Here is a 24,220-nt window from a genome sequence, read left to right on the forward strand (position 1 = left end):
TGATATGTACCCTCTTTACTGGACAATCAGTAAGGAGGGTATTTTTATGCGTTATAGCTATGAATTTAAGAAAAAATGTGTTGAAATGTATTATCAAGGAATTTATCCTGATACTCCTGAGGGGATCGATACCAAAATCTTTCGAAATAAAGTTAGAGAATGGGTTCGAATTGAAGAGGCAAACGGATCGGATGCTCTTCGCCATAAGGCTCACAACAAAAATTGGACTCCGGAAGCTAAACTTGAACTTGTGGCTAAAGTGATTGCAGGTGAATCATACAAATCAGTGGCATTTAATGCTGGAATTAGTGATGGTATGTTATATCAGTGGGTTCGCAAATATAAGATTTTTGGTTATAATGGACTTATCAATAAAAAGAAAGGTCGAAAATCAAAGAATCCGGATATGAAAAAAATAGGTACTAGAAAACCACCAAAACCAAATGAATCTGAATATGAAGAATTAATCAGATTAAGAGCTGAAAACGAATATATGAAAGCAGAAATAGAAGTAATAAAAAAAGAGATCGCCTTGAGAGAAGAAAAGGAAGCTGCGCGACTCAAGGCGAAAAAGCAGCAATCATCAAAGAACTCCGCAAGAATGGATACAAATTAAAGTATCTCCTTAAAGCTGTGCCTATGGCTAAATCTACCTATTATTTTGAACTTAACAGAAAAGATGTTGTTGCTGAACGTAATCAAGAATTACTAGAAGAAATCAAAAGTATTTTTGAAGAGAACAAACGTAGATACGGAGTAAGACGAGTTCATCAAGAACTTGTAAATCGTGGACACAAGATAAACCATAAGCGAGTTCAGCGTCTTATGCATGAAGCCAGCTTGTCCGGAAAACGTCCAAAGCAAAAATATCACTCATACAAAGGCAAAGTTGGAAAGATTGCAGATAACATAATAGATAGAGATTTCACAACAACTGCACCATTACAGAAATGGACAACAGATATATCTCAGTTCAATTTTTCATGGGGAAAGTGTTATATATCGCCGGTACTAGACATGAATACAAACGAGATTGTTTCATATGATTTATCAACTACTCCAAATCTTGAACAGATAGTAAGAATGCTGGATAGAGCTTTAGATAAGTTTCCCAATGTTGAAGATCTTATATTTCATTCGGATCAAGGTTGGCAATATCAACATGCTTATTTCAGAAATATTTTACAGGAACACGGAATTATCCAATCAATGTCACGAAAAGGGAATTGCTATGATAATTGTATTATGGAGTCATTCTTTGGAAGGTTAAAAAACGAGATGTATTATGGTCATGAAAAGGACTATTCTTCTTTTGAAGAATTCTCGAAGGCTGTTGCAGAGTATATAGATTATTATAACAACAAAAGAATTCAGGCGAAAACAAAATGGATGCCACCTGTAAAATACAGGATAACATCCATGTGTTCAGCCTAGCTCATAAATATGTGTCCAGAATTCTGGGTACATATCAATCCGTTTTTAAGTTAGACATAACTACATTATTTTTCGTATGCAACAGTAGTATTAGTTAAAACCTTCTTTAGCTGTTCAGCATTTGGACTACCCTTAGCCTTCTTATCAACATCATTAGATGAAATGATTTTTACTTTATCGTCTTTTACATCATTGTATATTTTTTCATAATCAGCTTTTGTGAATTTCTTAAATCTAGAAAAATCATCAGGCAGACCAACAAAGCCACCCTTAGCATCTAATAAATTTACGCCACCTTTAAATTTATTACTATAAATTAATTCTAACTGTTTAGTAACTGTACCTTTAACATTCTTCATAGCTGAAGTAATAACAGTATCAGATTGTTGTTTCTGATCTGAGTCAACACCGATAACTTTCTTTTTAGTTTCAGTTGCTGCTGAGAAGATAGAATTACAAATCTGTCCACCGCAAGAGAAGATAACTTCAGTTCCTGCTTTGTACCATCCTTTTGCTTTAGTAGCAATATCAGGTGATTCATTAAATGTACCAGAATACCAGTATTTAACTTCTATTTTAGTTTTTAATTCCTTAGCTGCATCATTAGCACCCTGTAAATAGCCATATCCATAGTTAATAACAGCTGGAAGAGCAATACCGCCCATAAATCCAAGCTTAGTATAGCCATCTTTAACAGCTGCATAACCGGCTAAATAGCCAGGCTGATATTCTTTGTAGTTTGCTGAAAATACATTTTCTTTTGGTTCAATTAATTTACCATCTTCTGTCTGGGGCTGATGGTCAATCAAAATAAACTTAACGTCCTTATAAGCTGAATCTTCCTGAATTTTTCCAATAGCAGCAGCAAACTTAAATCCCGGAAGGACAACAACTTTAGCTCCATTAGACACAGCGCTTTTAATCTGTGATTTATAGCCGGCAGTATCAAATGAAGCAGGCTTATAATACTTGTAACTCAGCTTGTTCTTTGTGCCATACTCTTTTACTGCCTCCCATGCGGCCTGATTGAATGACTTGTCATTGATATCACCAGAGTCAGTAATCATAGCAAGTTCAGCTTTGTTACTTTTGCTTCCACATCCAACTAACACCATTGATAGTACGACTGCGGATGCCAATACTTTTTTCATCTTAAAAAATCCTCCTTAAATGATTTATATACTTATTTTATCACGCATGACTAAGTTTTTAAAGTCTAAAAGTTAAAAGAGCAACTATTATAGTTGCTCTTCTGAATAACTTTGAATATAAACTTCTCTAGGCTTAGAACCAATCTGTGGTCCAATAACACCATTTTCTTCTAATTGATCCATGATTCTGGCTGCTTTATTATAGCCAATATGAAACTTTCTCTGCAATAAAGAAGTTGATGCTTTCTGCATCTGAATAACGAAATCTCGACATTCTTCATATTCTTCATCTTCTTGAGCAAAAGGATCATCACCACTATTACTTTTATCATTAGAAAGCTCTTTAGCATTTACATATTTATCTTCATAGTTTGTTTCCATCTGATGAGAAGCAAAGTCAACAATTCTAGCTACTTCTGAATCATCAACATATGCTCCTTGTACTCTTACAGGAGATGAAGCGTCCATTGGTGAAAAAAGCATATCTCCTTTTCCTAATAGTTTTTCAGCACCGGAAGCATCTAGAATAGTACGAGAATCAATTTGTGATGAAACCGCAAAAGCAATACGTGAAGGAATATTAGCTTTAATAACCCCTGTTATAATATTAGTTGATGGTCTTTGAGTTGCAACAATCATATGAATACCTGCTGCACGAGCCATTTGTGAAATTCTCATAATACAATCTTCAACAGTCTTACTGGCAACCATCATCAAATCAGCAACTTCATCAAGAATAACAACATGATAAGGCATAATTTCTTTCTTATCATCATGACTATTATTATAGTTTCCTGCAAATTCATTATAGCTAGAAATATTACGCTGATTGTTAGCAGCAAATACTTCATAACGTCTTTCCATTTCATTGACAACTTCCTGAAGTACACCGGCAGCTTTCTTGGCATCAGTGACAACGGGTGCTAATAAATGAGGAACACCATTATAATTAGATAATTCAACTTTTTTTGGATCTACTAAAATCAGACGCACTTCTTCAGGAGATGCCTTCATCAATAAACTTGTAATAATAACATTAACACAAACTGATTTTCCGGAGCCGGTAGCACCTGCAATCAATAAGTGAGGCATTTTATTAAGTTCTGCTACCACAAGATTACCTTCAATATCCTTACCTAAAGGTACGGCAAGTTTATTACTCCAGCTTTTATGTCTCATAGCTAACTGAAATATTTCATTAAATGGAACCATTGAAGGTGATTTATTAGGTATTTCTACACCTACAAAAGGTTTACCCGGAATAGGAGCTTCAATACGAATTTCTTTAGCGGCTAAAGCCAACTGAATATCATCCTGTAATGAAAGAATCTTATTAACTCGTGTTCCAATATCCAGTTTTAATTCATATTTAGTAACAGTAGGTCCAATATGGTAATCTTCAACATGAGCATTAACACCAAATTGTTTTAATAAATTTTCTAAAAGTAAAGCTGTAGATTTTGCTGCTCTGCTATCGTCATTACCTTTCTTATTCCTTGTAATCGGATTTAAAAGCTTATAAGTAGGAAGCTGATAACTGCTTATAATTTGAGGATTATGTTCAATAATAGTTTCTTTTTTTTCTATTGGTTTATTTTTCTGTTTAGTTTTAGTTTTTTCTTCGATATCCAATTTTAAGGTATTCTCATTAAATGAGAAGGCATCAGTAATTTCCGATTCAATATAGCTATCCTGATGATCTTCAAAGACATCATCAGGAAATAATGTTATTTCCTTTTCCTGTTTCATAAAATCAAAGAATTTAGGAGTTTTCTTTCTGATCATTATTTTATTTGATTCTTCTTTTATCGGCTCTACATTTTTTTCTATATTCTTTTTAGGGTGAGCATTACGATAATTCTTATAGTGTGAATAAATAAAGCTATATAAAAGAATTATAGCAATAGAAAGAATTAATAATGCTCCTATCAAAGCTCCAACAACATCAAACAGCTGACTGAAAAGACCATAAAATAAAGCACCAAACAATCCTCCCTGAGGATATGAGCGATGTTTCAGATAATTAACAAATATTGTGATTCCCTTAAAATCTTTCTGTACAAGCAAAAGCATTTCAGCTGAAATAAATAATAAGAATGCTCCCATGATTTCAGCTGATAAAAAATGATAAAAAAGTCCTGAATATAGAGTATAGAGAGAAAGAATTCCTACTAGAATATAAAACAGATAAACAACTACGGAACCAAAAAAGAAAACAAAAAAGATATGAAAATAAGCTCCTAACTTTCCCATCTGAAAAGCAGATACAATAATTAAAAATAAAAATATTAAAGCAATGATACGACGTGATAAAGGTGTCATATGAACACTTGCTGATTGTGATTTTTTCTTTGTTCTTTGTGCCATTACAACTCTCCTCGTATGAATGATTATAGCAAAAAATCCTACAAATGAAAAGTATAAGCCAAAAGGCTTATACTTCAATTACAACACTGATAAAAACAGGTTTCTTCCCTATCTCTTTCATAATATACTTCATTGAAGCATCACGCATAGCATTTCTGACTTCCTGCATATCTTTATAAGGATTCAGTTTAAGCTTGGCAACTTCCTCTTCACATAGTTCAATAATTTTTTTAATAATATATTGTGAATCTTTTAAATAAACAAAGCCTCTGGTCTGACAATCTGTCTGAGCAATGATTTCTTTTGTATGACGATCAATTGTGATTCCAACAACAACAACACCATCATTGGATAACTGAATACGATCATCAATAACCTTTTCTCCGACATCACCGATGCCACTTCCATCCACCATAACATCTTCAATATCAATCACATGACGATCATCTAATAGCTTTCCTTTGTCAAAAGTAATTTCTTCACCATTATCAATAATAATAATATGATCATCATCAATATTCATACTTTTTGCTACATTAGCATTAGCAATAAAATGCTGATATTCACCTTTAATAGGTATAAAATAGCGAGGATTAAACATTTGAATAAGAACCTTTATATCTTCACTGGAAGCATGCATAGATTGAAGATCTTTGTTTTTCAAAATAGCAATCTTATCAGCTTCACTTTTATACAAATCATTATGCACCTTAACCGCAATTTTTTCAGTTCCTGGAAGAACGGGAGAAGCAACAATAAATGTATCGCCCTTTCTTAGCTTTAAATCATCTCCGCCATCTAATATATCAGAAATATCAGTATAAATAGTATGTGGTGCACCACTTAATAAAATAACATAGTTTCTGTCCTTAACTGGATTACCAACATTTTCTTTGCTGCCAAGATTCTTTAATGGCACTTCGATTACGGGCTTTCTCATTGTCTTACCAATTCTCAAAATAGAATTTGTCTTATCATATTTATCTCTTCCATAAAAAACAATCTGACGATGATATTTTTTAGTTAACTCAACAATCTCTTGAGTTCTAAATACATTTTGAGCATAGGAAGAAATAATAATTCTTCCGCTTGCCTCTTCAAACAGATGCTCTATTTTATTAGTTAATTTATGATTAGGTGATGTATATCCTTCTTTTTTAGCATATGTAGATTCAACCATCAATGCTAAAACACCTTTTTTGCCTATTTCAAGCATTTTCTGCAAATTACACTTAAAACCTTCAGGAGCTCCAAAGTCTATAATAAATTCACTTCCATAAACAATATATCCTTCACTTGTATCAATCGCAACGCCAACAGTTCCCGGAATAGAATGTGTGATTGGGAAAAATTCAATATTTCTACCGGCAATTTCAATAGAAGCATCTCTTTTTACTCTATTCAAGTTAATGTTTAGTGAAGTCTTAGTACTTCTTTCAAAATGTTCAATCATCTGTTCGATAAGATCGACAGTTAAAGCAGGTGCATAAACAGGAACATCTCCCACTTCTTTAAGCAAGTAAGGCAAAGCTGCCATTACATCATCATGGGCATGAGTAATAATAATTGCAGCAATATCATTCTTTCTTTCAGATAGATAATCAAAGCTAGGAATGATGATATCTACTCCTAATTTATCTAAATCCGGAAATCGATGACCGGCATCTATTATGAAAATACTATTATTTATTTCAATACAGTACATGCTTTTTCCTAATTCAGCTTGTCCGCCGATAGGAAGTATTTTAATTTGATCTCTTTTCATTACAATTCCTTTCTTTCCAATGTATTTCAACAACTACATAATAACACAAATATTTGAAAAAACATAATAAAAACCTATAATAGAGTAAAGGAGTTTTTATGACTGATTTATTATTTTTATTATTCATGATTTATTTTACAACCAGAAATTCTATTCTGAGTGAAAATATTACAATTCTAAGTAATATGCCTCAATATCATTATTACATTCTTTTTTATTTTTTTCTATTCATAGTCTACTATTCATATAGTTTTTTTAAATATACTAAAAATAAATTTGTTTTACTCGCAGCTTTGCTTATGTATACAGGATTATTGTTTCCTTACAAAGTTCATACAGTAAATGGAACATTACATGTTATGCTTATTCAATTAAGTGTGTTTATAATTCTTATTGTTTTAATACACTATATTTACCACTTATCTTATACTAATTATAATCAATCTTTACAATTATTACATCTAATAAGCTCTGCTTTTTTATTTATCTTGACAATCTATTTCTTTTGTGGATGCATTAATGGACTAATCGAGTGTTTGTTACTTATCTTTTTAATACTGATTAAGCAAAATATAAAAAATCACTCCATAAGAAGTGATTAATTAATGAAATGGCGTCCACGGAGGGATTCGAACCCGCGACCGCACGCTTAGAAGGCGTGTGCTCTATCCAGCTGAGCTACGTAGACATATTTAGTACGTGATTTATATTAGCATACTATAAATATTCACGCAAGTATTTTTACAAAAAAGTCTTGAACTCTATTTGTAGATTTTTACCATTAACATAGATGACAGCATATCCTGCCTGAGATCCTCCTCTTGGCCATGAAGTAGAACCGGGATTAATAAAATGATATCCATTTTTGATAATGTGAGAAGGAATATGTGTATGTCCGGATAATAAGACATCACAGTTTTTATTTTTTAAATCTCTCATCATATATTCTTCTCTATTAAAATAGCCATAGAACTGTCCGTGAGTTACTAAAAATTCTAACTCATCTACTTTAAATTGAGCATAGCGAGGCAAATCAAGACCCCAGTCATTATTTCCGGCAACACAGATATAGCCTGATAATTCTAATGAATTATCTGCTTCACTATCCCCACAGTGAACATATAAATAAGCATCCGGTTCTAATTCTTTAAGCAGTGATGTTTTTTCATGATCTCCATGATTATCACTCATAACAACAATTTTTTTCATATTAATCCTCTATCTTCTTTAATACATAATCATTTAAAGTACTTTGACTATCATGAATCTCTTTAGCCGCTTTTTTGCCTACATAACGATAAACATGAGCATCATGAGATTTATTTGTAGATGAAGCTTTATTAGGCGGATATCTTAATATATAACCATATTCATGAGCATGTGCTTCCAGCCACCGCGATGTTTCAGAATCAGAAAAATCCTTATAATTATAAGAAGAATCTGTAAATTCTACAGTATTGCCCAACTGATACTCACTATGTCCCTGCTGTGAAGCCGGAAGATAGTTATAAGAAATATAAGCTTTTCTTACTACCAGTGTTTTACTTAAATTACCCATTGCTTTATATAATGATGCAAGTGCATAATAAGAGTTATTTTCTAAATACATAACATATTTCATACGATGAATATTTTCTATAAGTACTAAACGAGCCGGTTCATAAGATCCAATATAACTGGTTTCATCTACAACTGCAGTTACTGATGATGGATGAATAATTCGTCTGGATATGCCTGCATTCATAATCAGTGTTTTTAATGATCCTCTGTTATAATCACTGACAGCTGTTTGAAGCATATCTTCTATCTGCTTCATATTCATTTTTTCATCTGTCAGTTCTTCAACATACTGCTTGGTATCCTCAATATATCTTAAATCAGAGTATAAAGGTTTTAAAGCAATATAAATATTTAAATAATCAAAATTAAAGCTGTCGTCATTAAGATAGCCGGCTTCCAGATTATTATTAATAAGAGAAGAAGCTAATGCAAATGCATTAGATGATGTTTTTTTAGTCAATTTCTCTTTTAAAGCGTTTCCGGTACTAATAAGAATATTCTTATTAGTATATCTTTTTGTATCAATAAGAAGATTATAGTACTGATAATTTCTAATATTAAAATGATCGACACTCATATAATCGATTAATTTTGTGATAGAAATTTGGTTTTCTACAAGAAAATTCTGATCTTCTTTACTTAAATACTTTTCAATAATTACGCGATTATCATTATTAATTCCATTGACACGATAGAAACGATCATAATTTAAATTAATTTTATAAAATGTAGCAATAAATATAATAATGACGATTAAAAACAAATGCCATCTTTTCATTATGATCACCTCGCTTTAATCATGATAATTCATCTCTAAAAAATGTCAAGATTCTTCTTGATGAAGAATTTTAAAAAGACTGATAGATACCTTTTCAGGTAATATTTCCTGAAGTTCTTCTAATGATGCTTCTCGCATCTTTTTAACACTCTTAAATCGATTTAATAGCTTTTTCTTTCTTTTTTCACCAATACCTTCTACATCATCTAAAATACTCGCAAATAATGATTTAGAACGTACATTTCTATGAAAACTGATAGCATAGCGATGAACCTCATCCTGCATTCTTGTCAGTAGGAAAAATAACTGACTTTTTGGGTTAATAGGTATTTGTTTGCCTTCTCGATCTAACAGCATAGCAGTTGAATGCTTATCATCTTTTGCTAAACCACAGACTTTAACCGGAACTTTTAATGCATCAATAACATCACAAGCCGCATGAATCTGTCCCATCCCACCATCAACAATAATCATATCAGCTATTTCTCTTTTTTCAGAAAGCTGACGGTAATAGCGACGATAAATAACTTCACGCATACTAGCATAATCATCAGGACCTTCTACCGTTTTTATTTTAAATTTACGATAATCTTTTTTTGATGCAATCCCATCTTTAAACACTACCATGCCGGCAACCGCATAGGCTCCCTGAATATTAGAATTATCATATAATTCAATAATATGAGGAGTATCAATATGAAGCAGTTTTCCTAATTCTTTAATCGCTTTTACTGTTTTTTCCTCTTGTGCCTGCTTCAGAAGAAATTTCTTTTCTAAAGCTTCTTTAGCATTTTTTATTGCCATATCTACAAGCGTCTTTTTTTCGCCTTTTTGTGGTTTTAGTATTTTAATATTAATAACCTCTCTTAATAAGTGATCATCTACATCTTTAGGAATAAGCAGCTCTTTAGGTAATGCATTATCCTGATAATAAAATACTAAAAATTGTATCAGATCTTCCTGATAATCATCAGAAACAGGAACCAAATTAAATTCATGTGATAAAAGATGCCCATCTCTCATAAAAAAGAGCTGTACAGAAAGATATCCTTTATCGATATAATAACCAAAGATATCCCTATCAATACGATCCTTTAAATCTATTGTCTGCTTACTTGTGACATATTTAATAGATTGAATCAGATCCCTATATTCTTTAGCAAGCTCATAATTTAATGCATTGCTGGCCTCTGTCATCTTATCTGTTAATTCTTCTATTTTATCTTTAACGTCACCCTTCATAAATCTGATAATATCTTTTTTGATCTGACTATATGTTTCTTCACTAACATCATTAATACAAGGTGCCAGACACTGATTTAAAGTATAATAAAGGCAAGGTTTATTAGGAATGTGTCTACACTTTCTTAATGGAAATAGTCGTTCCAAAAGCTTATAGGCAGTTCTGGCTGCCGTTGCATCAGGGAAAGGACCAAAATAAGTGTTCTTTTTTAATTTAGCTTTTCTGACAATTGTAAGTTTAGGATGTCTTTCATCACTCAATTCAATATAAGGATAATAAGTGCTATCCATAAACATAATATTATATTCCGGCTGATAATCTTTAATTAAATTAATTTCTAATAAGAGTGCTTCCTTTTCACTATTCGCAACAATATAATCAAAATCCCAGATATTATCTACCAGTTTTTGAGTCTTATAATTATGAGCACCCGTAAAGTAAGAAGAAACACGATTTTTTAGCTTACGTGCTTTACCAACATAAATAATCTTTCCTTGACTATTCTTCATAAGGTAACATCCAGGTGAAAGAGGCAATAAAGCTAATTTCTTCTTAATATACTTAAGATTTTTATTCAAAATAAACTAAAGTAGCACCTAATCCACCTTCATTAGGTCCACCATCACAATAATTTTTAATCATTTTATTCTTATCCAGCATCTTTCTTATCCCATTTCTTAAAGCTCCTGTTCCCATACCGTGAATAATACGTACACTGGGATATCCTTCAACAAGAGCATTATCTAAAAATTTATCAACAGTTTCCATAGCTTCATCATAGCGTTTTCCAATAACATTAATCTCATAGTAGCTTTCTTTCTTAATAGTTCTTTTATTAATAGTTACTGGTTTATTCACTTTTTGTTTTTCATGAAGAAATGTAACCTCATTATCCTTTAGCTTTAAAGATAGTCCACCAATACCTACAAGAATCTTATGATTCTTAAGTACTTCAATAATATCGCCTTCTCTGTTCATAGCATTCACTTTGATATGATCTCCCGGCTTTAAAATATGAGTCTGAGGAGGCATTTCTTTTTTGTCTTCAATAAATAAGCTATCTAAAGATCTTTTAGCATTTGTAAGATGATGATCTTTTACCTCTTTATGTTTTTTTAATTCATCAATAATCAATTCAGCTTCATGCTTTGTTTTTTCAACAAGTTTATTTGCATGATCCTGTGCCTGCTTAATAATGTTTTCTTTTTGTTTTTCAAGCTTATCTACTTTTTGTTGATAAAGTACCCTTAATTCTTTTTGTTTAGACAATTCATTCTCTAACGCTTTTTGCTTCTGATCTAATTCTTCTTTTTGCTTTTCTAATTTTTCTAATAGTTTCTCAGCAGCATTCAATGAAGATTTCTTGTATAAATAAGCCTGCTCAATAATATCATTATCTAAACCTAATGTATTAGCTATTTCAAAAGCATATGAACTACCGATACTATTTAATGACAGCTTATAAGTTGGCTTCATTGTTTCTAAATCAAAACCGACACTGGCAAGGATTACATCTTCTCTTGCTTTTCCATAATTTTTCAATGTTCCATAATGTGTACTGGCAATAACACTACATCCTCTTGCTAAGAGAACATCAAGTACAGCTGAAGCCAAGGAAGCTCCTTCAACAGGATCTGTACCGGAACCTATTTCATCAATTAATATCAATGAAGAAGCAGAAGCATGAGAAAGAAAATAAATCATATTTTTCATATGTGAAGAGTATGTAGAAAGTGATTCCTCAATAGACTGTCCATCACCAATATCAGCATAAATACAATCATAAAAATAAACTGATGCACTTACTGAAGGAACAGGTATTCCTGATAAAGCCATATATGAGAGAAGTCCTGCTGTTTTTAAAGTAACAGTTTTACCGCCAGTATTACTACCTGTAATCATCATCATTTTCTTAGTCAGAACAATATCATTACTGACAGCTTTCTTTTGATCCAATAGAGGATGTCTAGCTTCTTTTAAAATAAGCTCTTTTCGATTAGAAATTTCCGGAATACATGAATGGTAAGCATTACCAAATGCCGCTAAAGAAAAATAATAATCCAATTCAGTTATCAATTTCTGATCATAACGTAATAGAACAGATCTCTTTTTTATCTCTAAAGACAGAAACTTCAAAATCTTTTGAATTTCTTCAAATTCAGCATTTTTTAACTCATTAAGTTCATTATTTAATAATACAGACTGCTGAGGCTCAATATAGAGTGTTGCTCCGGAAGCTGAACCGGCATGAACTATGCCTTGAAAATCACCTTTATGTGAAGTTTTCACAGCCAGTACAAGACGATTATTTCTAATTATCAGATTATCCAGAGATAAAGCATCCTTATTCTTATTAAGATAGCTTTCCATTGTTTTTCTGATACGAGTAGTTATGTTTAAGATAGATTTTCTGATATGGTAAAGTTCATTTGTGGCATGATCATCAATCATCATATCAGAAGTAATACATCTTTCTATTTCAGAAATAAGATAATCATCACCATTAAGACCTTCAATTTCATCTCTTAAATAATAAAATGTTTTTTCGTAGTTGGAAAAATACTTTTTTAAAGTCTGAGTATTTTTTAATAATATATAAATCTTTCTTATTTCTTCAATCGACAGAATTCCTTCCATTTCAGATTTTTTTAATATAGAGTCGTTACTTTCTAAAGATTGCAAAGGTAAATGTCCTAAAATATTATGAATAGACATTGCCTCTCCTGTTTTTTTAAGGTTATCCTGTAACTCTAGTTTATCTTTATATAAATCTAATGTCAGTATTCTTTCTTTAGCCTGCTGTGTTTTACTAAAAGCAGCAATTTTATTTAAGATAATATGAAACTCTAAAATATATTTTGTATCCATAAATTACTCGCCTATATGATTTAAAATATCTGTTTGTTCCGGAGAACTAAGCTTAGTTTTTTTAATAATCTTTGAAATGACCGTTTTATCTTCTTTAGATAATTGCGGATTATAGCGTAATATATCTTCACTTAATTGCTTTTCTAAAAACTGAGTTGCTTTTTCTTCTGAAATAAGACCGTTTTTATAAGCATAAAGATAAACATGTAGAAGTTCTTCTAACACTTTCTTATCAGAGATATGCTGAAATTTTTGTGTATCTGATGATATTGGAAGCTTTTTAATAGAGACACTATTCACAATAGTGTAAGCAATCGGATTTTTAGCAAGTTTCTTTTGACTTTCCGGTATAAATGGAAGAAAAATAAGAACTAAGACAATGTAGATAATAACTAAGGACTGAACTGCACTTAAAATCATGCCTAAAAAATGATTTATTGTCTTAGTTATATGAAATTTATCATTTAAACTTGTTAACATTGGCTTTAATGCTAATCCAATCACAATCCGTAAAATAAACAGAATAATAAAAACAATAATGAAAATAGCTGTACTGTTAAAGACCGGTCCTACAACACTGGAAATTAAATCATTGTTGTAGGTATAAATTGTGATTAGGTTAGATAAGGGCTTGTAAATCATCATTGTAAATATTAGAATAAATATGAGGCTGGCGAGATTATAAAATAAAGCAATAAATCCGTCTTTAAAGCCTTTAATTAACATAACTATAAAGTAAATAAGAATAAGAATATCGATAAAATAATTTTGTACTATTGTTTCCACATTAATCACCAAAAAAAGTATAACATCAATAAAATATACTGTCAAAAAATGCGTTCTTGTGGTAAAATAGTAAGCGAGGTGAATATTGTGGAACCAATAATATTTAATATTACAAAAAATACACTTGAAAAAATGAATAAATTTTATGATAGCCAAATGGTTCCATTCGATGAGACTGATATACTTCTTCAGGCGAAAACAATCAATTGTGAGATTACTGTCACAAAAGATATGAAGGCAAGATTTAATGGTCAGAATGCTATTCATGAAGCTATTCACTGGAATAAAACATTAGCTAAAAAAATGCAGGCAGCTATTAAATCAAATGAAATTTATACATATCATCATATTGGAGCTGCTGAAACAGGATCAACTGATTTCATTGGTCCTTTATGCGTTGTTGCCTGCTATATTAATGAAGAAGGCATTGATTTTGTGGAAAATCTCCATATTGAAGATATTGAATCACTAAGTACAGAAGAAATTATAGATTATGCTAAAACGATTAAGTCACATGTTATTAGTTCTCTTCTTATTTTGGATAACAGTCATTATAATGATATGATTAATAAAGGTTTTAATCAGGCAAATATCAGAGCTCGGCTTTTTAATCAGGCACTGGTTAATGTTCTTCAGAAGGCAAAGAAAAGCGTTGAATTAAAAGTTGTTGAGAAATATATTTCCCCTAAGACCTACTTTAATTATTTAAAAAGTGAAGTTATTGTTGTAAAGGATCTGCAATTTGAAAAAGAAGCTAAATCACAGTATATGGCAGTTTTAGCGGCTGAGATTATCTCTCGTTATGCCTATATTCAATATTTTACCAGTATGTCTAAAAGCCTTAAGTTCTCTTTGCTAAGAGGTACCGGCGCTAATGTAGATAATATAGTTGTTGAGATTGCAAAAAAATATGGACCAAAAATACTTACTAAAGTGGTCAAAATAAACTTCAGTGATATGAAAAAAGTTAATAATATACTAAATAAAGAGTCTTTATAAGACTCTTTATTTAGTATGATCTATTTCATTTAATGATTCTCTAATATCATAAATATAATCCCAATTACTACACCTATCAGGGAAGGAATAACCCAAGCCATGCCATAAGAAGCAAGAGGCAGTGATGTGTACAAATGAGTCAGTGATTTCACTAAGGAGAATGATGTAAAAAAGGATTTTGGTAAAGCTATTAAAAATTCGCATACTGATGCCAGTAAAGTGGTTCTCATACACCAGACAAAAATATTCTTATTATAATTAAAATAGCGTCCACATAATGCAAGTATAATTAAAACAATTGTGAGAGGATATAAAAACATTAAAACCGGAATAGAAATAGAAATAATCTGTGATAATCCGATATTAGCAATCGCAAATGAGAAAATACTAAAAACGATAGCATAGCCTTTATAGCCAAATTTTGTTGGAAAAATATTCTGAAAAGTTTCAGCACATGACGTAACCAAACCAATCGATGTTTTTAAACATGCTAGTGTGATAGTAATGCCTAAAATCACTGCTCCGGCTAAGCCAAAATAATGACGTGCCATTGTATAAAAAGTTATTCCTCCATCAGGAGCTGTAGGGTAAGCTGTAGCTACCTGGGCTCCTGCATAAGTAAGCAAAGCATAAATTCCTGCCATTGCAGCAACTGTTAAAAGCCCAGACTTAACAGTAATAGCTGAAATCTTCTCCGGCTGTTCTACACCGAGTTTTTTAATAGAATTAACAAGAATAATACCAAATGCCAGAGCAGCAAGAGCATCCATTGTATTATACCCGTCAAGTACACCGGTCATTAAACTCTTTGTAGCATACTGACCCTGCGGTGCTACCTGAGATATATTTCCCATTGGATTAAAAACCGCTGCTGCTATTAAAATACCTAAAAAGATTAAAAAAGCAGGATTAAGAATAATACCAACCCAAGTCATAATACCTGAAGGCTTGAGAGAAAAATAAAGAACAAATGCAAAGAATAATAATGAGAAAATAAATAAAGCTAATGATTGATTACTTTTTGGAACAAATGAGGCAACCCCTACCTGAAATGAAACAGTTGCTGTTCTTGGAATCGCAAATAATGGTCCAATAGTTAAATAGAGTGCACAAGTAAAGAAATAAGCAAATTTTTTACTTACCAGATGACTAAGATCAAACAGACCATTACTCTTGGTTATACCTATAGCAGTAATTCCAAGCAAAGGCAGTCCTACCCCGGTAATACAAAAACCAATAACCGCAGGCAGAAAATTTCTTCCTGCTAATTCTCCCATATGAATCGGAAAAATTAAATTGCCTGCTCCGAAAAAAAGACCAAACATCATAGATGCTAAAATAATATATTCCTTTTTTGTTAATTTTCTGTCCATAAAATATCCCCGTTTCCCTTAATATTGTTCTTATTCTATAACAGAAAAACAATTTGGTAAAGAATAAGTAAATAATTTATTAAACCTGCAACTAAAGATAGACTATGCAACATACTGAAATACTAATTAAAAATCTGTTATTGGGGTTTATTCCCAATAACAGATTAATATTAGATTGAGCTATCTTGATTTCTCATAAGTTCATTATAGTATTTTTGTCCCCTATCAGTTAACAGATAGCAGTTATTATTTAATTCAATGAAATGATTCATCATTAAAGATCTTATAACTCTCTTTAATTGTCTATCCGACCAATGTAAATGTTTATAAATTAGAGAATTATTATTTTCTGTTAGATATCTGCCATCTTTCTGGTGATTTCCAATATGAATAATAAATAACTGTTTATATAACTCTTTTTGACGTTGTTTTCTGACAATAATTTGTCTAATAATACCTTCTTTATGAAAACATAATATAAGTATAAAATGAACCATAATCACAAAAGCTATCATTCCTGATATGGATGTATTAAATATAACAGAAAAAACTGTACCGATAAGTGTGTCTATTAATCCTATTAACAAACTATATATATACATTTTATATAATCTTTTTGTGATTAAAAATGCACTGGCAGCAGGACCAATTAATAGTGATAATACAAGAATACTTCCGACTGAATCAAAAGCATTGACGATAGTAATACAAGTTAATGTAATTATAAGATAATAGATAAGATGAGTTCTTATATTTTTAATAAAAGCAAACTGAGAATCAAAACATATGATTTTTATCTTTTGGAATAGAGCGATTATTACAATTAAATTAATAATAAAGAGAATAAGCATTTTAATAAATGCCAATGGTAAAACTAATGAACCTATAGATACAGTATCTAATGAAGTAAAAATCAATTCACCCATCAATACAATATCAGTATCTAAATGAACATTTCTGGCAAATCTGCTGATAAGTATTACTGCCATAGCAAAGAACATCGGAAAAACAACACCAATCGCATCCTGATAATTAACTTTTTTTGTTTTTCCCAAACTTTCTATGAAATAAACTGAAAACAATCCAAAAATAATTGCTCCTATAATTAACAAAGGTGATTTTAGATCATAAGTTATAAAGAATGCCAAAACTATTCCCAGTAAAACACTATGGCTGATTGCATCAGCAGTCATTGATAGCTTTCGTAAAACAAGATAGGGACCTAAAAGGCTGCATGCTAAGGTTGTGACCGAAGCAACAAGTAATATATTAATCATAAATGCTTCCCTCTTATCAAACCATATTTACCAAAAACAATTGCTAGTAAAGTCAATACTGACATAATAATAATGATACATGGACCTGTACTCAAGCCACTGTATAAGCAACTTAAATAACTGCCAATAAATGCACTTATTGTTGAAAATAATATTCCTAATATAATAACATGATTAAATTTCTTAGATAACTGATTAGCAAAAATACAAGGCAGAATCATAAATGAACTAATCAAGATTGCTCCTACTGCTTTTAAACCTATCGAAACAGTTAGAATAGTCATAATAAGAATAACATTTTTCATTAGAGAAGTAGCAATCATATGAGTAAAAGCAAATTCATAATCGAATATATAAATTATCAGCTTTTGTTTAAAGAGGATAAAGAGAACAGAAACAATGAAAGCAATGATGATAATCAGCTTAACATCATCCTCAACCATATAAGCGGCCTGCCCAAATATATATTTTTCCAGACCGGACTGGCTGGCATGAAACCGACCACCCTGTATAACGCTTTTTAAGACCATTCCAAGCCCAAAAAAACCGGTCAGATAAATTGCTAAGCATGCATCTAAATGAAGCTTGGAATAACGATGAGTCCATTGTATTAACTGATAACAAAGCATTCCCGATAAAAATGATCCAAGCAGAAGTAAATAAGGATTCCTTGTCTGAAAGATTATAAAAGCAAAAATGATTCCCGGATATGAAGCATGACCGATAGCATCGCTAATTAAGCTTTGTCCTTTATAAACATTGACTGTTCCGGCAATAGCTGCACTAATAGCTAAAAAAACTGTTCCTAAAGCAACTATGATAAATGAATAATTTGTAAGAATCATTGTCTTTTCATCCATTCTAATGGTGTCATATCCGAAAAAAGATTTTGATAGCTGCCATGCCCCTTAATAGTATTATTCAGCAGAATAATATCATTGAAATAGTCTTCCAGCGTAATCATGTCGTGATGTACAGCAAGCACTGTTTTATTTTCATTTTTCAGCTTTTTAAATTGTTCTACAATAATACTTTCTGATTTCTTATCTACTCCGGCAAACGGCTCATCCATAATATAGAGATCTGCTTGCTGATTAAGTGCTCTAGCTATAAAAACACGCTGTTTCTGTCCGCCGGATAATTGTGAAATATGAACATCACTGTATTCTTCCAAACCCATTTCTTTTAATGCAGAAAGGGCCTTTTCCTTCATCAGTTTATCAGGTCTTTTAAATAAAGGAAGCCGATAAGTATCACTCATCATAACAACCTCTTTAACAGTAATCGGAAAATTCCACTCAACACTCTCCCATTGAGGTACATAAGCGATTCGATCATGTACCTCTTTGAAAGATTTATCAAAGAAAAGCGTAAAGCCGGTTAATGGTTTCAGAAAACCGAGCATTCCTTTGATTAAAGTTGATTTCCCGGCACCATTGGGTCCAATAATAGCACAAACTGTTCCTTCATAAATATCCAGATCGATATCATAAATAACAGGTTTTTCATAATAAGATAAGGAAAGATCTTCGATATGTACAATAGATTTATTTAAGGTTTTCATAGATTAAATTAATATTATGACGATACATTTCAATATATGTATCACCATCTTTCCCCTTTTGTGCCAGTGAATCAGAAAATAATTCTTGCCCTTCCCCGCTTACTACCTTTACTGAAAAACCTTTTGCCTTAACTACTTCTTGTAATTTCTTCATACGCTCCGGATTAGTCGTACTTTCAGAGAATATTGCTTTAATTTTATGCTTAAGAATAAAATTAGCTGTCGTTTCAATATCCTTATTTGCAACTTCCGAATCAGTGCTTACTCCCTGAGGAGCAACAACTTGTATATTATATAAACGAGAAAAATAATTAAAAGCATCATGTGGTGTAACAAGATAACGTCGAGCTGCCGGTATCTTCTCAAGCTTCTTTTTATTTTCAGCATGTAAATCATCAAGTTTTTTTAAATACGCGTCTCTGTTTTTATAATATGTCTCTTTTTTATCCTCATTTAATTTAGAAAGATAGTCTGTCGCCTTACTAACAGCTTTTTTATAAAGATTAATATCAAACCAAAAGTGCGGATCAATGATTGTATGCCCATCTTCTTCCATACGTCCAATCTCTTCTTTTTTAAAATCTTTAGTCACTGCTTTTCCTTTTTTCTCTAGAACATCCTCCATCTTACCTTCAAAGTGTAAACCATGATATAAAAGTAAATCTGCTTTATTAATAACCTCAAGATCTTTTGTTTTGGCAGTATAAAGATGAGGATCCTCTCCCGCCGGAATAATAGTATGAACATTGACATCCTGACCGGCAATAACACTTACCATGTCTGCCAAAAATGATGTTGTTACAACAACATCTTTCTTTGTTTTAGTGCTTTGCTTAGAACATCCTGTCATAAGCATAAACATTGATAATGCTATAATAATTAATATTTTTTTCATATATACCTCCTAGTTAGTTATGTCTAACCATATTCAGTATACATATTTTTTATCTTTAAGTAAAGGAAAATAATAAAAATAGTAAGTTATGACTAACTTACTATTTTTATTATAGAAAAAGGTACACCAAGTACCTTTAGATTAACCTTTAAAGAAAGTGCCAAGAATACTTCTGGCCAATTGTGCCCCAACATTACCGCCAAGTGTTTTTCCAAAACTGCCAAATGATTTGCCGGCTTGTTTACCAAGTTCTCTGCCAACAGTTCCAGCTAGTGTACTGCCAACACTTTTAACAGCTTTCTGTCTTGCTTTTAAATCTTTTTCTGCTTCTTTGGCAGCTAATTTCTCTTGTTTAATCATTTCTTTTTCTGCCAGTTCTTGTGTTTTTTCTTCTTCCTTTCGAATTGCAGATGCTTCCTGATGTCTTTGCAGAAATTCATAAGCAGAATCAGGGTCTTGAGAAATTGCATAACGGCTATATGCAAGACTACCTTTTACAGTTTGCTCTCTTTCAATATCAGTAATGGCACCAAAGCTACATCTTGGTGGCATAATGTTAACTTTCTCTGCTATTGATGGAATACCATTCTCATCAATAAATGAAACAACAGCTTCACCAGTTCCTAAATTAAGAATGGCATTAAATGTATTAAATTCCGGATTCACTCTAAAACTTTCAGCAGCTGCTTTAACACTCTTTTGATCAGCAGGTGTATAAGCTCTTAATCCATGTTCTATTTTATTACCAAGCTGTGTTAAGACATTGTTTGGTATATCATTAGGATTCTGAGTACAGAAATAAACACCTACACCTTTTGAACGAATAAGCTTTACAGTCTGTTCAATCTTAGTAAGCAATGTTTTTGAAATATCATTAAATAATAAATGTGCTTCATCAAAGAAGAAAACCATTTTTGGTTTCTCTGTGTCCCCTACTTCCGGCAAAGCTTCAAAGAGTTCTGAAAGCAGCCATAATAAAAATGTAGAATATAGCTTTCCATTATTTACAAGAGAACTGCTATCTAAAATATTAATCATGCCTTTTCCATCATTTCCTAAAGTCAGCCATTCACTGATATTAAGAGCAGGTTCTCCAAAAAATATATCTCCGCCTTGAGATTCTAAAGCAACGATTGATCGTATAATAACACCAATAGAAGCACTTGATATTTTCCCATAATCTGCTTGAAACTGATCAGTATTCTGTTCTACATAATTTAGCATTGCCTTTAAATCTTTTGTATCAATTAGAAGCAATTGATTATCATCAGCAATCTTAAATACAACAGACAAAATATCAGACTGTAAATCATTTAAATCAAGTATTCTAGAAAGCAGTATTGGACCCATTTCAGATATTGTTGTTCTAAGCTGTATTCCCTTAGTACCATAAACATCCCAGAATGTAACAGGGCATCCTGAATACTGAAAACCAGCTTCATCAAGCTTAAATTTTTTAATTCTTTCTTGCATATCGGCACTATCAGTTCCCGGTTTCATCATCCCGGATACATCTCCTTTTACATCTGCCATAAATACCGGAACACCCATTTCACTAAACGTTTCAGCCAGTACCTTTAAAGTAATAGTTTTACCTGTACCGGTTGCACCGCATATTAATCCGTGTCTATTCGCATATTGTGGTAATAAACTTATCATATTTCCTTTATCATTATTACCAATCCATATTTTATTATATTTATACATCTCAATAAGCCTCCCTATATAATATTATATAGTATCATAAGAAAAATAGATAGCCATATTCAATGAATATTATAATTAGTAAAATCATAAGCAACTATTAAAGATATATTGAAATAACAGTTAAGAAATCACTTTAAACACATTAAAATCAGGTGCATTATCAGCAAGTCTCTATAATAAATAAAAGTACATCCATAACACTTATATGTTTTATTTGCTCACTTACATATTAACATAGCTGATTAACTATGAGTTTTATAGTGTTGCACTAATTATGATAATTTATCGATAATAAAAAATCAGAAAATCTCTTTTAGACTTTCTGACTATATATCTAAATGTTTACAATAAACTAATTCTTAATACTGATAGAATAGCTCCTATCATCATAAAAACAATACCTATTCCAGCAAGCTTTTTATAACGAAAAATTTATATTACCAGATCTTCACTTTTATCAACAATACAATATTTTTTCTGGTAATAAGATATATTAATAATCCTTCACCACGCTGTCCGCTGTCCACCACTTAGAATAAAACTAATTGCTTTAGGATGAGGCAATCCACGGCGCTTTGTATCACATGAGACTATTTTATATAGTTGATACCATGTAAAAAATATCCCTACAAATAGTATCGAAAAACCAATTAATAATAGATAATTCATTTTATTATTCTCCTATATTCTCTTTACAATCTCAAACAGTAAAGCACTCATATCCATTATCATAAGAATAAATAATATTATAAATATTATTCGATTATTGGCAAACTGCAAGATTAGAAAAGCTGTTATTAATAATACTATTTTGCATATGCTCTATTAATTTTTCATCTTGTATTATTTAATTATCCGATATCTCTGGTATTTAAATAATATTTTCCTTTCTTGGGAATTGTTTATAATTTAATATTTATTTAGGGCTGTGGATTTGTTTTTTTTCACTGTGGCGTAGACCATTTAAAGGAGTATCGGACCACAGTTTTTTATTTACAGCTTTGATTAGTTAGATAACACTTGATGTTTCATTTCACACAAGATTAGGCTCATGTAAAAACACTGTGTTCAAGGCCAGCCCATATATCACATTCATAAGGAGGAAACTTATATGTATTATGTCGGCATTGATATTGCCAAGTATAAACACGACTGTTTCATCTTCACTTCTGAAGGTGAGACTGTGTTAGAATCTTTCACTTTTGAAAATACAAGAGAAGAATTCAACAAACTAAAGTTGGTTCTAGACGCATTGAATTATTCCCAAAAAATCAAAATAGGTCTAGAAGCAACCGGTATTTATAGAAAGAATTTAAAACTCTTTCTATCATCTATTGAATATGACTTTGACGAACTGAACCCTCTTCAAGTCAAACGTTTTACTAACGCTATGTCCAATAGAAAAAACAAAACTGATAAAATCGACGCTTCCCAAATAGCACGATTCGTATCAACAGGTGCTTCCAGAACCTATGTATACTCATCATACTATACTGAAGCTTTAAAACAACTGACACGTGCCAGAAATTCATTAATCGATGAACGTAGTAAGCATCAGATAGTGCTTACTGATATTCTAGATGTCGAGTTTCCTGAATTTAAAGGGTTCTTTAATAATAAATTCATTGATACAGCGTTATATCTTTTAAATAAATATCAAACTGTAAAACGTATCAGTAAGTTATCTTATAATGATTGTGTATTACTACACAACAAATCCAGGAATACATGTGGTCATCATTTTGACTACAATGATTCTTTAATCTCCGCAAATCTACAAATAATAAAATGTTTAAACAACGAAATAGATAAAATAGAAAAAGAAATCAATTCTATCATGTCTACAATTAACTCTCCAATAGTAAGCATAACGGGTATATCAGCTATATCTGCAGCTTCTATTATTGGTGAATTTGGAGATTTCTCCCGTTTCAATAATACAAAACAACTGTGTGCTTTTTGCGGTGTAGAACCATCTATTTACCAATCCGGTACTTCTTACCATGAAGGTAAAATGGTGAAACATGACTCATCCAATCTAAGGCGAACCTTATTTAATGTAGTACCCTACATCATTATGCATAACGAAACATTTAAAACATTTTATAATAAAAAACGTAGTGAAGGGAAAGCATATAGAGTTGCACAGTCACATGTAGTAAAGAAACTACTGAGAGTAATATTTATTCTTGAGATGACCGGCAATACCTTTGACCCTTCAAAACTATATTAAATTGAACTAACTGAACAATTTTTAAAAAGTGCATTTTATGCACTGTTTTCAGTGCGTCCAAAATTATCACTCTAAAATTTCTTAAAAAAGTCTTTACTTCTTAATAGTTAGCTCCTTTTAATAATTGATCAAAACTTATCTGATACATTTCACTCATAATAAGAACATTCAAAATATCCGGATAAGAGTGATTATTTTCCAAGTTAGACACTGTTTATCT

General features: G+C 31.4%; 17 protein-coding genes, 1 tRNA gene and 1 pseudogene. 4 read left to right on the forward strand and 15 right to left on the reverse strand.

Features of this window, described 5'->3' with window-relative positions; genetic code table 11:
* Nucleotides 1–85: 85 nt before the first annotated feature.
* A pseudogene (locus HMPREF9943_RS10255) lies at nt 86–331 on the forward strand (transposase); the annotation flags it as partial.
* 158 nt (nt 332–489) lie between these two features.
* Nucleotides 490–1,434 carry an IS3 family transposase gene (locus HMPREF9943_RS04080; RefSeq protein WP_155957262.1) on the forward strand — a complete coding sequence of 315 codons (945 nt, stop codon included), beginning with the start codon at nt 490–492 and terminating at the stop codon, nt 1,432–1,434.
* A gap of 65 nt (nt 1,435–1,499) precedes the next feature.
* Here HMPREF9943_RS04080 and HMPREF9943_RS04085 read toward each other — a convergent pair whose 3' ends face one another.
* The 9 genes from HMPREF9943_RS04085 to HMPREF9943_RS04125 form a co-directional block, all read right to left on the reverse strand.
* Nucleotides 1,500–2,585, reverse strand: coding sequence for a BMP family lipoprotein (locus HMPREF9943_RS04085; RefSeq protein WP_004802282.1), 1,086 nt, complete (start codon nt 2,583–2,585; stop codon nt 1,500–1,502).
* Nucleotides 2,586–2,672: 87 nt separating this feature from the next.
* Nucleotides 2,673–4,952, reverse strand: a complete 2,280-nt coding sequence (locus HMPREF9943_RS04090; protein WP_004802285.1) for a DNA translocase FtsK — start codon at nt 4,950–4,952, stop codon at nt 2,673–2,675.
* 67 nt (nt 4,953–5,019) lie between these two features.
* Nucleotides 5,020–6,717 (reverse strand): ribonuclease J, encoded by a 1,698-nt coding sequence (locus tag HMPREF9943_RS04095; RefSeq protein ID WP_004802287.1) that lies wholly within the window; start codon nt 6,715–6,717, stop codon nt 5,020–5,022.
* A gap of 611 nt (nt 6,718–7,328) precedes the next feature.
* Nucleotides 7,329–7,405: transfer RNA gene (locus HMPREF9943_RS04100), tRNA-Arg, on the reverse strand.
* Between the two features lie 53 nt (nt 7,406–7,458).
* On the reverse strand, nt 7,459–7,926 hold the full coding sequence (locus HMPREF9943_RS04105; RefSeq protein WP_004802291.1) for a metallophosphoesterase family protein: 468 nt from the start codon (nt 7,924–7,926) through the stop codon (nt 7,459–7,461).
* A gap of 1 nt (nt 7,927) precedes the next feature.
* Nucleotides 7,928–9,055 (reverse strand): M15 family metallopeptidase, encoded by a 1,128-nt coding sequence (locus HMPREF9943_RS04110; RefSeq protein WP_004802294.1) that lies wholly within the window; start codon nt 9,053–9,055, stop codon nt 7,928–7,930.
* A gap of 45 nt (nt 9,056–9,100) precedes the next feature.
* Nucleotides 9,101–10,855, reverse strand: coding sequence for an excinuclease ABC subunit UvrC (gene uvrC / locus HMPREF9943_RS04115; protein ID WP_423901387.1), 1,755 nt, complete (start codon nt 10,853–10,855; stop codon nt 9,101–9,103).
* A gap of 13 nt (nt 10,856–10,868) precedes the next feature.
* Complete coding sequence (locus HMPREF9943_RS04120) at nt 10,869–13,166, reverse strand: endonuclease MutS2 (protein WP_004802299.1); 2,298 nt, start codon at nt 13,164–13,166, stop codon at nt 10,869–10,871.
* 3 nt (nt 13,167–13,169) lie between these two features.
* Complete coding sequence (locus HMPREF9943_RS04125; RefSeq protein ID WP_026624282.1) at nt 13,170–13,952, reverse strand: CvpA family protein; 783 nt, start codon at nt 13,950–13,952, stop codon at nt 13,170–13,172.
* A gap of 87 nt (nt 13,953–14,039) precedes the next feature.
* Between HMPREF9943_RS04125 and HMPREF9943_RS04130 the strand changes: the two genes are divergently transcribed.
* Nucleotides 14,040–14,951 (forward strand): ribonuclease HIII, encoded by a 912-nt coding sequence (locus HMPREF9943_RS04130; protein ID WP_004802303.1) that lies wholly within the window; start codon nt 14,040–14,042, stop codon nt 14,949–14,951.
* 29 nt (nt 14,952–14,980) lie between these two features.
* Here HMPREF9943_RS04130 and brnQ read toward each other — a convergent pair whose 3' ends face one another.
* From brnQ to HMPREF9943_RS04160, 6 genes are all read right to left on the reverse strand, one after another.
* Nucleotides 14,981–16,324 (reverse strand): branched-chain amino acid transport system II carrier protein, encoded by a 1,344-nt coding sequence (gene brnQ, locus HMPREF9943_RS04135; RefSeq protein WP_004802305.1) that lies wholly within the window; start codon nt 16,322–16,324, stop codon nt 14,981–14,983.
* A gap of 170 nt (nt 16,325–16,494) precedes the next feature.
* Entirely contained in the window at nt 16,495–17,601 is a 1,107-nt protein-coding gene (locus HMPREF9943_RS04140) for a metal ABC transporter permease (protein ID WP_004802307.1), read from the reverse strand.
* Nucleotides 17,598–18,461 carry a metal ABC transporter permease gene (locus HMPREF9943_RS04145; protein WP_040402601.1) on the reverse strand — a complete coding sequence of 288 codons (864 nt, stop codon included), beginning with the start codon at nt 18,459–18,461 and terminating at the stop codon, nt 17,598–17,600. Before HMPREF9943_RS04145 ends, HMPREF9943_RS04140 begins: the two co-directional genes overlap by 4 nt.
* Nucleotides 18,443–19,165, reverse strand: a complete 723-nt coding sequence (locus tag HMPREF9943_RS04150) for a metal ABC transporter ATP-binding protein (RefSeq protein ID WP_004802311.1) — start codon at nt 19,163–19,165, stop codon at nt 18,443–18,445. Before HMPREF9943_RS04150 ends, HMPREF9943_RS04145 begins: the two co-directional genes overlap by 19 nt.
* Nucleotides 19,149–20,060, reverse strand: a complete 912-nt coding sequence (locus HMPREF9943_RS04155) for a metal ABC transporter solute-binding protein, Zn/Mn family (protein WP_004802314.1) — start codon at nt 20,058–20,060, stop codon at nt 19,149–19,151. The genes HMPREF9943_RS04150 and HMPREF9943_RS04155 overlap by 17 nt, the downstream gene beginning before the upstream one ends.
* 141 nt (nt 20,061–20,201) lie before the next feature.
* Nucleotides 20,202–21,767 (reverse strand): helicase HerA-like domain-containing protein, encoded by a 1,566-nt coding sequence (locus HMPREF9943_RS04160; protein WP_004802315.1) that lies wholly within the window; start codon nt 21,765–21,767, stop codon nt 20,202–20,204.
* Nucleotides 21,768–22,878: 1,111 nt separating this feature from the next.
* Between HMPREF9943_RS04160 and HMPREF9943_RS04170 the strand changes: the two genes are divergently transcribed.
* Nucleotides 22,879–24,000, forward strand: coding sequence for an IS110 family RNA-guided transposase (locus HMPREF9943_RS04170; protein WP_004802319.1), 1,122 nt, complete (start codon nt 22,879–22,881; stop codon nt 23,998–24,000).
* Nucleotides 24,001–24,220: the final 220 nt, after the last annotated feature.

Origin of the sequence: Eggerthia catenaformis OT 569 = DSM 20559, from assembly GCF_000340375.1 — a bacterium.
GTDB classification, from domain to species: Bacteria; Bacillota_I; Bacilli_A; order Erysipelotrichales; family Coprobacillaceae; genus Eggerthia; species Eggerthia catenaformis.